Source organism: Flavobacterium nackdongense (assembly GCF_004355225.1).
GTDB lineage: Bacteria > Bacteroidota > Bacteroidia > Flavobacteriales > Flavobacteriaceae > Flavobacterium > Flavobacterium nackdongense.
On sequence record NZ_CP037933.1, the window covers coordinates 578,590 to 595,063 of the forward strand.

Here is a 16,474-nt window from a genome sequence, read left to right on the forward strand (position 1 = left end):
TTATATATTTACTCTTTTAAAAAAAATATTTGTTTAATACGGTATATATGTTATATTTGTAACTATATCTTTCATTTTTATTAAAATAAATAACAAATTATTGTATGAAAATAGGTTTACTTAAGAAGTTTTGTAAAATAAACCTGAAGATAGTGCCAATATTAATCAGAATTTCAATCAAATAGTAAAAGTAAAAATCGAATTATAGTGTTATCGGCTATAGTTTTAAAAGAAACCACCGCAAGCTCTTTGAATTCTTATCGGAATCAAGAAACCATCGGAACAGAAGAATTAATATAAAAAACCTATCTAAGCGAAGTGAAATTTCCTGATGGGAAAACACAAACGAACAAATTATTAAAAAATAAAAAATACGTATTCCAATTATTACAATGAAATCAAAAGTAGTTTTTTTCGCCTTAGTTTTATTTTCAGTTTTGAACATAAAAATCAGTGTTGCACAATGTGTTACAGGCAGTGAATTCAACAAAAGTACCCCAAAACGAGATTTAAGAGGTGTTTTTGTTGCCTCCGTTTTTAACTTAAATTGGCCAACCAATAGAACGGCATCCCCTGCTGTTCAGCAAGCAGAATTAATTGCTATACTTGACAACTTAAAATTAAACGGTTATAATACGGTTTTTTTGCAAGTGCGATCAGAATGTGATGCATTGTATCCCTCTTTGCTAGAACCATGGTCGCAATGGCTCACTGGTACTCAAGGACTGGCACCAAGTCCGGTCTGGGACCCATTAGCATTTGCAGTTACAGAAGCACATAATAGAGGTTTAGAATTACACGCTTGGTTGAATCCATATAGAGCGCAAACTTCATCAACTGCTACTTACCCAAAAGCATCAAATCATATTATTAATACTAATCCAAGCTGGGTATTTACCTCTTCCACAAATGTCAATTTAAAAATTCTAGATCCAGGAATTCCAGCCGTAACTACCTATATTACTTCAATCGTTCAAGATATTGCCACTCGTTACAATGTAGATGGGATACATTTTGACGATTATTTTTATCCAGCTGGAGGAATGATTGCTTCACCAGGCAATCAAGATGCGGCTTCGTATGCCGCTTATAATCCCGGAGGTTTAACACTTTTTGACTGGCGTAGAGACAATGTAAACAAAATGATTGCCTCGGTGTTCGACGCGATTCAAACCATAAATACAGCCAATAAAAAGAATATTATTTTTGGTGTAAGCCCTTTCGGAATATGGAAATCGGGAACCCCTGCGGGTATTAGTGGTCAATCGTCCTACAATGATTTATATTGTGATCCAATTGCTTGGCTGAATGCTGGAAAAGTTGATTATCTAGCGCCACAATTGTATTGGAAAATCACAGGTGGCCAAGATTACATAGCCTTATCAAAATGGTGGAACGACCAAATTAAAGCAAAAAACAAACAACTCTATGTGAGTCAAGCATATTATAAAATGGTAGATTCTAATAATTGGGCTGCCACTGAGATACAAAATCAAGTCAACCAAAACCGAGTTGCAAATATGGATGCTACCTTCGGACAGATTGCCTATAGTTATACCAACATCAAAAGCAATTCAAAAACGATTAATGAGGCACTAAATGGGGCACAATTCAAATACAAATCGTTTGCTCCACCCATTGCCGGTAAAGATGATTTTTGTCCTGAAAAACCAAGCAATATCCGATTTGGAACATTAAAAATTATGTGGGACACTCCTGCAGCAGCTGTCGATGATAACGATTTACCTGAAAAATATGTGGTTTATGCTTTTGCCAATGCGGCCGAAGCGATAACCAATATGAACGATGGGTCGAAAATTGTTGATATTGTCGTAGGAAATGAATTGGCGATTACTCAAGAAATGATGGACACCAAACACTTCGTTGTATCGTCTTTAGATAAAAACAATAATGAAGCTGGAGATTTTAATACCACTCTTGGAAATTCATCATTTGATGCCCCTGTAAGCCCAAATTTTTTGGCTTATCCCAATCCATTTGTTGATTCATTTTATCTGAATTTGAAGAACTCTGCAGTTCAAATGGCTAGAATTTCAATTTTTGATGCCACTGGAAAACAAGTTTGGGAGCAAAACATAGCATCAACTAATTCCAGTATCGTTATTTCGCCTTCGAATTTAAATTCTGGAATCTATTTCGCAAAAGTAGGATTCGAAAATGGAACGAGTGAAAGTTTTAAAATAATTAAAAATTAAAATTTTGTTTAGTTTTGTGTTAGGTAAAAAGGGTTTGATCATTTGAATCAAGCCCTTTTTTAATTATAGTAGCGTTCTAGCATTTATTTTCTTAACACATACTTATTTGCTAATTCGCCTGTTATTGGATTTCCCTCCATATCCAATTGAATCAACTGGTTCTCCCCTACTTTGTAGTGTGATGGGCCACCTTTCCTTGCTTGCAAACTAATCCACCCTCCCGATGAATCCCAGACAAAACTTCCATTTTCTTCAAAGATTTTTCCATCACCTTTGCCCATGTATTTTGTTTTCATCACATACGACAAATCCGGGTTTAAAATGAGTTCTGTCTCAATTCCTTCACAATCTGCGCACGGAATCACTCCTTTGTACGATCCTGCCCAATCGAGTGAATTTTGAGAATTGTCGGATACAGATATGGGTTGACTTTCGACTTTTACAATGGTGTCGGTTTTCATTTTAGGCTGCTCAACTGACTTTTTACAGGAAAAAGCAAGTAGAGAGCAAAATAATATTATGGATAATTTGTTGTTCATTTTTAATTGTTTAAGATGAATACTAATTAAAATAACTGTTTAAAAATATTAATTTTTAGAATTAAAATCTATTAAGGTACTATTGTTATAAATAGATAAACCACAAAAATTACCAATAAAACTACTCCCTGTATCATTGTGGTTCGACCCGTTCGAAGTGAAAGTGATACAATAAAAAGAGAGAGAAAAAACAAAACTGTAGATTTAGTATCTATCCCCAAGGTCAAAGGCAAGTCAAAATACAAAGCTACAAATGCAACAGCGGGTATAGTCAATCCTATACTTGCCAATGCAGAACCCAACGCCAAGTTTAAACTGGACTGAAGTCTGTTTTTACTTGCGGCTTTTAAAGCAGAAATCGCTTCGGGCAACAGTACAACCATGGCAATAATGATCCCAGCCAAAGATTTTGGAGCACCAACAGATGCAATTCCCTCCTCCATACTTGGTGCCAATTTTTTGGCTAATAAAACAACTAAGATCAAACTGAAAATTAATCCAATCGCACTAACGAAAGTGTCTTTATTAGTAGGTAGAACAACATAATTATCTTCCTTTACATCATTATCGACTTGTAAAAAATAATCGCGATGTTTCACGGTTTGCATTATCAAAAAAGTACCATAAAGTATCAAAGAAATTATACCGACAAAAATCAATTGGCTACCACTGTAGGAAGGTCCGATTGTACTTGTAGTATAATTCGGCAAAATAAGCGTCAATACTAATATTGCAATCAACACCGTTAATGCTGCACTAACTCCTTCCAACCCAAAAACTTGTTCGCTGAATTTCATGCCGCCTAATAATAAGCAGGCGCCAACAATTCCGTTAATAATAATCATTTCAGCTGCAAAAACGGTATCTCTAGCTAAGTACGCGGTATCATCCCCACCGACTAACATCAATGAAATAATCAAAGCAACTTCAATAGTGGTAACAGCTACAGCTAGCACTAAAGTCCCCAATGGTTCTCCGATTCTCACTGCCACAACTTCAGCATGATGCACGGCTATTAATACACTAAAAATTAAACTTAAAGTCAGTACAAATAAATAAAAACCTCCAAAATCATGCCCCGCTCCGGCATAAATTATACCTGATATTATGGGCACTACGATACTCCAAATTGGAATATAGGATACATTTTTGCTCTTCATTATAGTATTGATTTACAAGTTCAAACCCTTTTTTATAAATAATCAGTTACTTCGATTGTAACATATGGTATCTAAACTATTTTCTAAATAATTCTAATAATGCTGTTGTTCCTAATATTGTTCCAAAAGGAATAGCTTTTAAATCCACTTTAAAATCACCATTATGATTAAAGTATGGGAACATTTTGCCTTCTTTTTTCGCTTTGGCAGTATCCTCTGCACTGGCAACACCTACCAGTAAATAATCATAAACTGTTTTTTTATTATTAATAACAAGATGTTGAAAATCTTCAGAGCCCATCACTGCAGGAAGCCCAACAAAATTTTTTCCGGAACCTAGGGATTTTTCAAGGGCAGTATTTATTTTATTGACCATTGCCTTATCATTGGTCAAAGGAGAAACTCTTTGTTTAAATTCGATTGTAGGGTATTTGGATTTAGGCAAGCCATTTGCAAAGGCAATTCCATCATTTATCCTTTTGATATGACTTACTAATGAATCTCTAACGGCACTGTTGAAAAATCGTGTATTTACCTTTAGAGTAGCCGACGAGGGTATCACATTGTTATCGATTCCTGCTTGAACGGCACCGACCGTAATAACGGCAGGAGTTTGCGGATCCGTATTTCTACTAATAACGGTTTGATACTGCAAAATTGCATTGGCAGCCATAACAATTGGGTCAATGGCTTCTTGTGGAGATGACCCATGCCCACCTTTTCCAAAAAAAGTTACATCAAATTGCTCCGCTCCCGCCATTCTCGGACCTCCTTCATTCAAATAAAATCCTGTCGGTAATGGCGCAGTATGCATTCCAAGCAAGAAATCTGGTTCAGGAACTCCTTTTTTGTACATTTCAGATTCCATTGCCTCTGCCCCACCGCCTGGCTCTTCTGCGGGCTGACCAATCATAATCAAGGTGCCAGTCCATTGGCTTTTAAGTGAAATCATATTTTTAGCAATACCAAGCATCCAAGTGGTATGTGCATCGTGACCGCAAGCATGCATTACAGGTACGACCGTACCGTCCTCTTTTTTGGCCGTTTTTTTGCTAGCATAAGGCAACCCAGTAGTTTCAGCCACTGCATTGCAATCCATGTCAGCTCGATACATTACAATGGGTCCTTCCCCATTTTTAAGAATTCCAACAACTCCGGTTTTACCGATGCCGGTCATAACCGAATAACCTAAAGTTTTCAACTCCTTAGCAACGATCGCAGCAGTTCTGAGCTCCGTAAAACCTAATTCAGGATTTTCGTGAATATCTTTAAAGATGGACACCAAGCGGTCATTTTCAGCATTTGAAAGGGTGCTAATTTTTTCAAAATCAATAGCTGATTGCGAAAAAACAGTTCCGAATACCATAAAACAGATAAAACAATAAATTGGTCTTTTCATATTCCTATAATTAATTATTAGTTTTTTCAAAACGCATTAATGCAATATCTCCCATAATAAAATTCAATGTTTTTCCATCGTCGGATATGGAATAGGAATCGATTTGCTCTAAAGTTTTCATATAGGTTTGCTCCCCGTTTCCCGGACAAGCCATCATGGTCATACCCATTTTGGCATCCTTAAAGTTGATTTTATTGCCGTCGACTTTTAGCGTTCCAAAATATTGGTTACAGCTGTTGTTTCCGGAAACCTTATTCTCTTTCAAATCGAAAGAAATAGTTGGCTTTTTATCAGGATATAATCCGTTGAAAGCGATTCTAGGACCAGAAATATAATTCAATTGCCAAGTCCCTTCGAGTGTAGCAGCATTTTTTTTCATAGCGGATTGATTTGACTTACACCCAGCAAATGCTAGGAATGCAACCGTTAAAACTAAAAAATATTTTTTCATAACTGAAGAAATTAAAATTAATATTTGTCTAATTTAAGAAAATAATTTCAAAATAGTTGCAGTTCAAAATTTATACCAAAAAAAAGTGCAATGAAAATCATTGCACTTTTACATGAAAAGTCTTTTTATTTTATTTTTTAATCGCTTCCATTTCTCCGATAAATGGGATTGAATCTTGGATTTCTGATTGGACTGCTGTTTGCATATAATTTTCAAACTGTATCATTTTCGCAGCAGTGAGTGCACCGACAGCTTTTTTATATTTATCGTAAAATTTTCCAAATAATTTTTCATAATCCATATTGTTTTTCAAAGCAGCTTTTGCAATTTTGTCTGCGCTTTCATTGGTAAGATTAGCATAATTAGAAGCATAATCTTCAATAATTGCTACTTTTACTTTACCTAAAGCTTTGCGCTCTACTTCAAATTCATCATACACTTTCCAAAAGGCGCTAGCCTGAGCGTCAGGAATCGCCATATACGCAGCCGCTAATTCTTTTTTTGATTTGCCATAAATACCTTGAATAACCTCAAGATCTTCTTTAGTAGTGGATTGTGCAAACGCACCTGTGGTAAGAGCTACTAATACGATTAAAAATACTTTTTTCATAATAATTAAATTTTGTAATTGCTATTTTGTTAATTTAGTTCAAATTTAAATATTATTTTTTTAATTTAGACTCAAATTTACTACAATTTTGTCTTTATAATTATATTTAACTACATTATTAATTGAATTTAATTCTAGCTAAAAATTGAAGATCATGATGAAACTTACTTTAGCACTTGTTTTCTGCACAATATTTTCGGCACAATCACAGGACACTATAAAATATTCAAATCCGTTGGCAGAAGTTCGTTTCAATTTTTTTAAAAATTCGGTTATTTTATTCAATGAGTATTTAGACACTGATGCGGGTTCATTTAATACGACCAACTTTAGATTATTGTACCCAATAGGAAAAAAGACATTCCTTTTGCGTTTTGATGTCCCCTTAATTTCTACAAATACCCCTTCTGTAAACAAGACTGGCTTGGGCGATTTGGCAGTGGCAGCCTCTTATATTCCGTATGTAAAAAACAAAATGGGTATGGCAGTCCGAGCAAAAATAACTTCCAATTCAGCTTCTGATCTCAATTTTGGAACTGGAAAATGGGTATTTACACCAACATTTATTTTGGGTAATTATTTAGGGAATCATAAAAAATACCTATGGTTTTCGGCAGTAGAACAACAACTAAGTTTTGCCGGAGACCAAAATAGAAACGATATCAATGTTTCCGTTTTTGAAAATACTTTGCTTTATTTTTTTGGAAAAAATTGGTTCGGAATCGATACCGCTATTCGATATAATTACACCATCGATGGTTTTCAAAATACTGCTTTTGTCGAATTTGGACGAAAATTCAGTTCAGACTCGATGTTTTATATTCATCCCAGTTTGGGGTACGGAGGTGCAAAATCCTATAACTATGGATTTGAATTGGGCGTGTTGATTTTGTTTTAAGTCCTTAAAATGATTCGCCAGCATTCAAATAAAAGGCATCCGAATGTCGTCCCCAAGCGTAATTCATTACTAGGTTTGTTCGTGTAGCCTTATCGATCAAAATCCGCAAGCCTACTCCTATGGCGGGCTGCGTGTACTGAAACAATCGCACTTCCCTATCTTTATCGCTGGCAGTGGTTAAGTTGGCGAATACTGTTCCGCTTAAAAGTTGGTTGCAGCTGATTGGAAATCGATATTCGGTTTCGAAGTAAACCAGCTTTTGGCCTCGGAATAGGCCTTGCACATAGCCTTTCCCACTTCTACTTCGTTGATCCCAACCAATCGAGGGTAGATTCAAATAGGGAACATTACCTGAAGTTACAAATTGACCCATAGCCCATAAACTAAAAACATGTTGTTCATTATGCTTACTCAAAGGCAAAAAATAGCGATATTCAGCATATAAAACCGAACTTACATCCTGACTTTGGTTAAAAGCAGGATTGAATCTATAATTAACATTGGCAAACATGCCGTGATGAGTGTTGATTTGATTGTCACGCGAATCGTATAATAAATTAAGACTTAGCCCATTGACGACGTATTCATTTTGATTAAAACCATATTTTAAATTGTAATTATAATGGTTGGTTAAGTATCCGCTGGCAATATCTAAATTTTCATCGGTTATGGTGGTGTACCAGTCTAAATGAACTCCTGCTCCTACATAATAGTTATTTTTGACTTCCCAAGATACCGTCTGATGAAACTTAAAATAATTGTAATTCATGGGTTCTTTAATAGTATTTAAATCAAAACCAGCATCCCTATTTCTTGGTGGTATAATATCAGTGCCTAATCCGTAATTTGCTTGCGAAAAAATATAAAAACGCCAGTCTCCACTCAGGAAAACACTGTTGTTTTTCAGCATTACACTATTCTTGAAATTGAGCAGCAATTGTTTCTTTTCGGTGTAGGTTGCCCCGAGATTGACAGAAGAGTATTTGTCGGTTTCGCTTTTCCCTTTAAAAGTATATTGAGTGACAAAACCATAGGAAAAGCCAGTAGCGGGTTGCGACCCAATGACCGGAATGATCAGAAAGAAATTGTTTTTTTGTGGTTTCAAAATCAATACAGAATCTTTCTTTTTGAATAAATCCGGAAGCGATTTTACGGTGCATATTTTTTTAGTAATTTCAGTGTTTTGCGCATAAATATTGAAACTTACTAAAACAATAAGCGCAAGACTAAAACAAATAAGATATCGTTTATTCATTTTGCAAATTTACACTATTAGAATAAAAAAATACACGTTTTGAGATGAACAAATCATAAATTGTCTTGATAACAAAAAACAGATTATAAACTCGGTTCAGGAGTTCATAATCTGTTTCTTGATCTGTTTAAAAAATTAAAAGAATAACTATTTTTTCTTTTCTACCGCTTCTTTTTTGATTAAACCTTTATTGTTTAATTCCGTTTTAAGGGCTAAAATAATTTCATCTAATGCCTCGTTAGCTTTCGTTGGGTTTAGGGTAGAAGTAGTACCAGACCACAATAATTTATTCGATTTTACATCGTAAATGTTGGTTTCAACGTAATAGGTTTTGTTTTCTTCATAGTATCCAGGAGTAGAATAATAACCTCCTCCGTAGCCGTAACCGTAACCTCCGTAAAAACCTGGACCATATCCCCAACCACCATAATAAGTCGATCCCTGAACATAATCAGTAGTTTTAGCAATATCAGTCAAACGCATCAAAATAATTCCTTCGATGCCATCTTTCAATAATTCACTTACTACTAGGTTCTGATCTTTTTGTGACGGTTTTAAGTAATTATAGGATGCCACAAAATTCCCTCTTGGTGAAGACGCCACCAATTTATCTTCGGCAATTCTTCGAGAAGAATCGTCTTTCAATTGCGCAATAACTAAGACTTTATTGTACGGTTTTATAGTGGCTCCATTTAAAGAAGGGTCCGACCAAGTTTTTACAATTTGCGTCGATGGACCGCAGCTTACCAATAGGCCAACGATGCATGCTGATAAAAATAATTTGATTTTCATAATTGTTTGTTTTTTAATTGTTGTTTAAAATCTATAACCCACGTTGATCATATATCGATATCCGAAACTCGTGGTACTTCTATACCCACTTTTTTCAAATTCTCCATCACCATCACCTACAGTTCCACTATAGCCAGGAAATTTATCTTTTAATGCCTGATTGAGTTTGTCAAAAAATTGTTGACGTTCTTCATCCGTCAAATTTCCTTCTGCGGTCGCTTTGATTTTATAAGAAGCAATACCAGGACCAATAAGTATCAAATCTACGGAAAAACGTTTCCAAAAAACAAATTGATACCCTAATTCAAAACCAATTTGCTGGATTTTAAGACTCAAATCAGAATTAAATTCCTTAGGCGTGGTCGTTCCTTCCTTTGTATATTCCCAATCATGTCCCTTACTAAATCTGTTGTAAGAGTAATAAGGTCCAATATAAACGCCTCTTGGAGCGCTATACTTATTCAATTTACCAAGATAAAAACGATAATCTCCAGAAATATGAAAACCACCTTCAGATAAAACGGTATTACTTCTAAATTCATCAGAAAATCCATTTTCGAAATTCGGTAAGGCAGCCTGACCAATGTTAACAGAGAACGAACGATTATTTTTTAAAATTCTCTCGTATCCAAAAATCAATGATTTGCCACCGAAAATTAATGGATTTGTAACGTTGAAACGAATCGTGTTTTTGAATTCACGGCTAGGTTTATATACCGAATCCGTTGATTGAGCTCTTAGATTTGTCAAACCAAAAGCTGAAAGCAAAACGATAGAATATAGCAATCTAAAGCTTTTTGGGTAAAAATTTTTCATAAGATTTTATTTATTTTAACCCGTTGGGTGTAATTCAATTTAATTTTTTTAAACACATAGAATCATAGTTTTTTATTAATTTTATTAAGACGCTTCGCTTGATTTTAGTAAATCATAGCTATGTGAACCCAAGAACTGGGCTATCCAACTCTTTTTTCTATGATTCTATGCGTTTCAATTTTACTATTTCTAAAAATTTAATAATTTCACCCAACGAGTTTATTTTAATAATAAGTAAAGATACAAAACAAATTTTAGATAAAAAAGGTAAATATTTCTAAAAAAACGAATCAAATGATAAGATTTACTCTTTTATTATTGCATTTATAACAGTCATAAATTGAAATTCAACCCAATTTCTTTTTATATAAAAATTGATAAACGATGCTTCTCAATACCACAAAAAGAAACTAAATCCCCAGATTCCTGAAAATTTCCTGATAATTGGGATTGTTCGGATCCAATTGCTTCAGTTGAATTCCAGTCTGAATCGCTTTTGCTTTAGCATTAGTTTGCAAATAAACATAAGTCAATGCGTAATACAGTTCGGCATCAGAAGGATTTATCTGAATTCCTTTCTTTAAAATAGTTTCTGCTGCAGCAAATTTTTTGCTCTGACTCAATAATAGTCCGTAGTTGTAATACACTCTTGTATTGGTCGATTTCAATTCAACCGCTTTCGCAAATGATTTTTCGGCCGCTGGAATATTATTCATTTCATTATACAATAAGGCCATATTGTAATAAATACGTTCATTAGTAACATCATTTTTCAAGGCCGATTCGAGGGCTTGCAAAGCTTGTTTGTTTTTGCCTTGTGCATTGTAGGTAGCGGATAAATTGAGCCAAGCATAATTCATATTGCTGTCTTTTTTCAACCCACGCAGGTAGAATTTTTCAGCATTTGAATACTCTTTTAATTTCAAATAATAATCGGCCAGCATCACATTCCCTGTCGAAAAATCGGTTTGAAAACGCAACGATTGCTCCAACTCGGCTTGTGCTGCTGCAAATGCTTTTTGGTATTGGACATTCATTTGCTCGCTAGGAACCAAAATATATAAATCTGCTGCCGCAATGCGCACCGCTCTCACTTGATCCGAAAGCAATGGTCCGACAGCTTCCATCCAATTCTCAACTGGAAATGAGGATAAACTTCTAAGGGCACGATATCGATTCTGAGCGTCCTTACTCGCAAGTCTGGCAATGAGGGTATTCAAACTGGTTTCAGTCGGGATTGATCCTAAATAAAATGTTGCCGTTGCTTTGATAATTTTAGGAACAAACTTATTATTGATTAGGCTAGTCAGATGCTTTTCACTATTGGCATCCAAGCGGCTGCCGGGAATTAAATCCTCTGCAAAATGGTATTTCCGTTTTGGCCCATACCATTTAACAATCGCATCGGCTAGCACTTTTTCGGATTTGTCTTTGTGACAGTTGCTGCAAGCGTTTGGAGTTCCATATTTTACTGATAAATCAGGTCTTGGCACCCTAAAACTGTGATCGTGGCGCAAATCATTTCCCATATACAATTTGCCGGGCATGTGACAGTTTTTGCATTCTGCTGCTGGTGTTCCAGTCTTGTGAAAAGTATGTTTGGGAACATCATATTTCGAAGGAATATGACAGAGTGTACAAGTCTGATTTCCGGGACGTTTCAATTTAACCGAATGCGGATTATGACAACTACTGCAGGTCACGCCTTTGTGATACATCTTACTTTGCAGGAAGGAAGTGTAAATATAATCTTCATCATTCACCTGACCGTCAGCGTGATAAAATTCTGTATCCGGAATTTGAGGGATATAATTATCCATAATTTCAGCACTTGGAATATGTTTGCCATTGATTTCAGAGATCCGAGCATGACAAGGTGCGCAGGTATTTATTTCCTCTAATTGTTTGGAGTTTTTGGCTAATTTCATATAGCTTCCGGCAATTTTTCTACCGGATTGATAGTCGCCATTGATAAAATCGATATGCTGTTTTCCGGCACCATGACAACTCTCACAACTTACATTGATGATGGAGTAACTCGTTTTGTAAGTATCTGACTTGATATTGTAATTTTTTCTGAGATTGGTCGAATGGCAGGTGGCGCACATCGTATTCCAGTTCTGTGCATTTCCGGTCCAATGCAACCAGTCGTGCGAAGGAATATTTTGTCCCGCATATTGATTGAACCACTTCTTTTTTATCACATCATAACTCAATCTAGGCACTTGCAAACGGCCTCCGGGAAACTGAACTAAATATTGTTGCAAAGGAGTAAAGCCAAAAATATATTTTACTTCGAAATCGTGATTTTTGCCATCATCGCCTTCGGTGTAGATAAAGTACTTTGTGCCTTTTTTATAAAAACGGCTAGTAACTCCGTCCGCGGTGAAACTTATATTATTAAAATCCCCTTTTACCGTAGAATCATTTGGAGGCAACATCGACATATAATGGTGCGATTGTTTCCAATCTTTAAATTCAGTTGCGTGGCAATTTTTACAAGATTGATCCCCTACATATTCCTTAGAATGCGATTCAATATCGGAATATTTGATGTATTTTGAAGTGCAACTATCGACAATAAAAACTCGGAAAACAACAAGCAAAACAACTGAAATAAGAACCAGTAGTAGCGATTTTTTGTACATAAAATGCTTTTTAAACAAAAGTATCTATTTTTTTTGATGTTTCAATAAAAAAAGTACAATACTTGAATCGCCAATTTAAATCATTTTCTACTTTTTATCTTTAGATTTAAAAGCTTCTATTTCACCATCATACGATATCGAACATCTATTATTGCTATTGATGCTTAGATATGCATTTCCTTCAAAATATACCGTGAGTAATATTGAAAAAGTGTCATTTTTTCCTTTGACTTCAGCTTTAATTTGATACGCTTTTTTTGTTTTTTCAACAGTATAAACCGATGGTTGACCTTCAAAAATCATACCTTCATCTCCACCATATCCTACATTGAATGCCCTGCCCGCATAGGGCAAATAACTATTGATTAATTCGGGATGAAATTCCATATTGTATTCTGTTGTGGGCATAAATGTTCTTCCGCCTTGAGGAATAACCCTTTCGACAGTAAAAACAAATTCTTTCGATTCCACCAAAAGGGCGATTTGTTTTTGTTTTTCTAATTTCTGTTCTTCCTTCAATTGTTTTTTACTTTTTTCTTGGCAAAAAACATCGGTTACACTAAAAATAGTGAGTACTAGAACAAAAATTGCTAGATTATAATGTCTTAATTGTGTTCTCATAAAACTGTTTGTATTTAAATTAAACTTAGATTCTAAAAGAAAACATACTGATACGCCAGGGTGAGTGAATCATAATTCAACCCTAAATCTGCATAAATCCCCGTATGATATTGCAATCGTAAAGCTTGGGTTTTAGTAATTGGAACCGAAAACGTGGCGCCAACTCGCCAATCTTTTTGGGTCTCGTCTGTATCAACACCATTAATTGACACCTCGCCTACTTTATACCAGTTGGTATTGAATCCCACCCACATTTGGTTTTTGAAATAATAACTGGCGTGGGCTTGAAAACTGATTGTAGGTTTTTGTTTGAGTTCATTACCATTAAAATAATCATTATTATTGGTGTAGAACCAAGTTCCAACATACGCTTCAGCATAAACGTGTTTGAATCTTTTCGAAATCCCTATTTCCGGTTTAAAGCCCCAGCGGTTCGCTCCTAAATTTATTTTTTTGTCAGGATAATATTTCCCAATAGGTACTGAAGTTACTAAACTCACACCAAAAATAGCCTTTTGCTGATATTGAAGAAAGTTTTTTCTGTCCAAAGCTGGTGAACCTGTTAAATTCACCCCGAAACGAATACGCATATCTGCAAATCCGGTTCTTGAGCCGGTCACTTGCTCGCCATTAAGGATTAATTTTCCCTGCATATCCGCCATAGGTACCGAAACTTGTACTCTGGCCAATTTATTGGCTAAACTAAAACTGTGGATGTAATTTATAGCGAAAATCTGGGTATTTATTTTAAAATCTTTTATCGGTAGTGACGGATCACTCAGCACATTGCCTTTATTATAGCCATAACCAAGCGCTAAAACATTAGTTCCTTTGGGTAAATTGGCATACGCCCTTGGCTCTAAATCTTGTCCTTTGACAGTACTAGTAAACAAAATAATTAGCGCGGAAATACTGTTGTAAATGAATAATTTATACTTCTTTATTTGATGATTCATCTTGCTATAATTCATTAGTTACTATAAGAACACATTTTTTTAGTCGATTCTATTTAACCAAAAATCAATTTTTATTTATTTCACCCAATTGGTTCCAAAAACAACATAATACGCCCAATCTTCTGGTCCCCGTGCCACATCAATTCCTGCGCGAAGTTTGAGTTTTCTGGCCAATAAATACCTATATCCTGCACCTCCGGAAACCCGCCAAGTGGATTCTTGAAACGATTCAGTATTAGAAAGAGCTTTACCTGCACCACCAAAACCCACTAAACTATGTCGGGTGGTAACATCCCATCTCCATTCTGTTTCAGCTAGCGCGGTGACATCGCCTTGATATCTCATAATCGGAATCCCTCTGAGCACAAGATAAGGTTTTAAATAAAAAGGTGCACTGCCCCATATTTGTTGGTATTCAGCTCTAAAACCTGCGATTAATTGTTTGGAAACAGGAACATACGAAAAGGCTGATGTTGCAAGCTTGGTAAAGCCATAATCGCTTCCAATAATTTCATCTGAACCTGAAAAACTTGTATTCCATCGGAAGCCTTTGTCTGGGGTAAAAACATTATCCCTTTTATCATAATCCACTATTAAACCCAATTTACTTACAATGCTATTGGTTTCTTTTACAGAATGAAACAAAGGGTCAGGATTGCTGATTGTAGTATTCAAAAACAAATAATCCAAACCTGCTGACCAAGCACTTTTCCCAATTTGTTTTGTAAATTGCCCGTATAGAGGAACTGTTTTTATATTGAGTTCAACAGATGCTTCCGTACCGTTGGTTAAGTTGCGGTAGAAATTCATATTCACATTGGCATATCCTCCAAAAAGCCTGTAATTGGCCCTCCATTTTTTGATAGTTCCAGCGGTACCTCCACCAACAAACCAAGTGCCATTAGCGGTATAGGCCGCACCAAGCGCAAGAAGATTAGGTTTTGCTCGGGTTTTAACCAATTGGCCACGAATGGTGTCTGAATAAGGGGTGTTTTGCTGAATAAAAACAGGAACCAAAGCACCTCCGATGCCACCCAACGCCGGTTCGGTTATGAGGTATGGTATGGGAATAAACCCTTTGGAACTGATAACCCAATCACTCAAATCAATCTTATGATCGAGCGAGTCCCTAAACGAAACTTTGTGCTGCCCATAGCTTCTCAAAGAAATGCAAATAAGTACAAGTAGAAAGGCCAAAAAGTTTTTGAAATGAAAATAATGATCTATTTTAAAATTCATTTGCAGGGTGCTATTTAATTGTAAAATAATAAATATCAAGATAAAATAAACTTCATCTCTAATGCCTTATAAAAATAATCAATTTAAATGGTTTTCGAAAGGAATTAAATACAAAAAAAAAGCTGCAGATCCAGAGATGCTACAGCTTTACTTTTATAAAAAAATGTTTCTAGTGTTTGAAATCGAATTCAAAGGCTGCTCCTAAACCAAATTGGTAAAGAGATGAATTTTCAGGATAATAATAGGTTCCCCATCCTGGATAAGTAACATAATCTCCTCCATAAGAAGCCCAAATAGTTTGGAAATACCCTTGTAATTTCAAGGCAGTAGAGTCAGATGTTTTAATTTTAACACCCGCTTTGAAGTCCCAAGCAAAACCAGTGTGTGATCCAGTATCCCCATTTAACCAACCCACACCCAAATCCAAACCTAAGAACGGTTTAACACTTGGATTTCCAGTTTGAAAATAATTGTTACCACCAATTAAAATGTAGTTGATACCTGCGTTACCTTGACGAGAGTCTAATGGTACATATTTCTTGAAAATCGCATCGCTGTCCATTCTAAGGTATTTCAATTCGATAGATTTTGATGGTCGGATATAAAATTCCGTACCAATCCCATATTGAAATGCTCCCTTAAATTTTAGAGAATATAGGTTGTCTGATATTTCATCATCAAAAGTGTAGCCTCCATATAAGTTAACACCTACATCACCTTGATTTTGAGCTTTTGCACCTACTGCCAACAAAAAGATTCCCGCAACAAGTAATAATTTTTTCATCGTTTTTTTTTATTTAATTAGTATTATTTTAAACTTGTAATAAAACACTTAGCAAATTTAATCAAAATTTTTAACTTATCCTTTTTATTT

15 protein-coding genes are annotated in these 16,474 nt (G+C 35.3%); 2 read left to right on the plus strand and 13 right to left on the minus strand.

Going from position 1 to position 16,474, the window contains the following annotated elements; translation table 11 throughout:
* The first annotated feature begins 392 nt into the window (after positions 1-392).
* The gene (locus tag E1750_RS02295) at positions 393-2,216 is read left to right on the plus strand and encodes a family 10 glycosylhydrolase (RefSeq protein ID WP_133275211.1); all 1,824 of its coding nucleotides are present in this window, start codon (positions 393-395) and stop codon (positions 2,214-2,216) included.
* 83 nt (positions 2,217-2,299) lie between these two features.
* Here E1750_RS02295 and E1750_RS02300 read toward each other — a convergent pair whose 3' ends face one another.
* The 5 genes from E1750_RS02300 to E1750_RS02320 form a co-directional block, all read right to left on the minus strand.
* Positions 2,300-2,677, minus strand: coding sequence for a copper resistance protein NlpE (locus E1750_RS02300; RefSeq protein WP_165697994.1), 378 nt, complete (start codon positions 2,675-2,677; stop codon positions 2,300-2,302).
* A 149-nt stretch (positions 2,678-2,826) separates the two neighbouring features.
* Entirely contained in the window at positions 2,827-3,915 is a 1,089-nt protein-coding gene (locus E1750_RS02305) for a calcium:proton antiporter (RefSeq protein WP_133275213.1), read from the minus strand.
* Positions 3,916-3,991: 76 nt separating this feature from the next.
* Positions 3,992-5,314, minus strand: a complete 1,323-nt coding sequence (locus tag E1750_RS02310; RefSeq protein WP_227873940.1) for an amidohydrolase — start codon at positions 5,312-5,314, stop codon at positions 3,992-3,994.
* Between the two features lie 10 nt (positions 5,315-5,324).
* Positions 5,325-5,693: an META domain-containing protein gene (locus E1750_RS02315; RefSeq protein ID WP_227873941.1), complete on the minus strand. Its 369-nt coding sequence runs from the start codon at positions 5,691-5,693 to the stop codon at positions 5,325-5,327.
* Positions 5,694-5,895: 202 nt separating this feature from the next.
* The gene (locus E1750_RS02320; RefSeq protein WP_133275215.1) at positions 5,896-6,375 is read right to left on the minus strand and encodes a hypothetical protein; all 480 of its coding nucleotides are present in this window, start codon (positions 6,373-6,375) and stop codon (positions 5,896-5,898) included.
* Between the two features lie 154 nt (positions 6,376-6,529).
* Here E1750_RS02320 and E1750_RS02325 point away from each other — a divergent pair, with 154 nt between their 5' ends.
* Positions 6,530-7,273: a lipid A phosphoethanolamine transferase gene (locus E1750_RS02325; RefSeq protein ID WP_227873942.1), complete on the plus strand. Its 744-nt coding sequence runs from the start codon at positions 6,530-6,532 to the stop codon at positions 7,271-7,273.
* 4 nt (positions 7,274-7,277) lie between these two features.
* Here E1750_RS02325 and E1750_RS02330 read toward each other — a convergent pair whose 3' ends face one another.
* From E1750_RS02330 to E1750_RS02365, 8 genes are all read right to left on the minus strand, one after another.
* Complete coding sequence (locus tag E1750_RS02330) at positions 7,278-8,528, minus strand: BamA/TamA family outer membrane protein (RefSeq protein WP_133275216.1); 1,251 nt, start codon at positions 8,526-8,528, stop codon at positions 7,278-7,280.
* Positions 8,529-8,675: 147 nt separating this feature from the next.
* Entirely contained in the window at positions 8,676-9,320 is a 645-nt protein-coding gene (locus tag E1750_RS02335; protein WP_133275217.1) for a DUF4136 domain-containing protein, read from the minus strand.
* A 24-nt stretch (positions 9,321-9,344) separates the two neighbouring features.
* Positions 9,345-10,136, minus strand: coding sequence for a hypothetical protein (locus E1750_RS02340; RefSeq protein WP_133275218.1), 792 nt, complete (start codon positions 10,134-10,136; stop codon positions 9,345-9,347).
* Between the two features lie 410 nt (positions 10,137-10,546).
* Complete coding sequence (locus tag E1750_RS02345; protein WP_133275219.1) at positions 10,547-12,784, minus strand: tetratricopeptide repeat protein; 2,238 nt, start codon at positions 12,782-12,784, stop codon at positions 10,547-10,549.
* 87 nt (positions 12,785-12,871) lie between these two features.
* Positions 12,872-13,405, minus strand: coding sequence for a DUF4251 domain-containing protein (locus tag E1750_RS02350; protein WP_133275220.1), 534 nt, complete (start codon positions 13,403-13,405; stop codon positions 12,872-12,874).
* A 32-nt stretch (positions 13,406-13,437) separates the two neighbouring features.
* Entirely contained in the window at positions 13,438-14,361 is a 924-nt protein-coding gene (locus tag E1750_RS02355) for a transporter (RefSeq protein WP_133275221.1), read from the minus strand.
* Positions 14,362-14,436: 75 nt separating this feature from the next.
* On the minus strand, positions 14,437-15,600 hold the full coding sequence (locus tag E1750_RS02360; protein ID WP_133275222.1) for a BamA/TamA family outer membrane protein: 1,164 nt from the start codon (positions 15,598-15,600) through the stop codon (positions 14,437-14,439).
* A gap of 169 nt (positions 15,601-15,769) precedes the next feature.
* Entirely contained in the window at positions 15,770-16,384 is a 615-nt protein-coding gene (locus E1750_RS02365) for an outer membrane beta-barrel protein (RefSeq protein ID WP_133275223.1), read from the minus strand.
* Between the last annotated feature and the right edge of the window lie 90 nt (positions 16,385-16,474).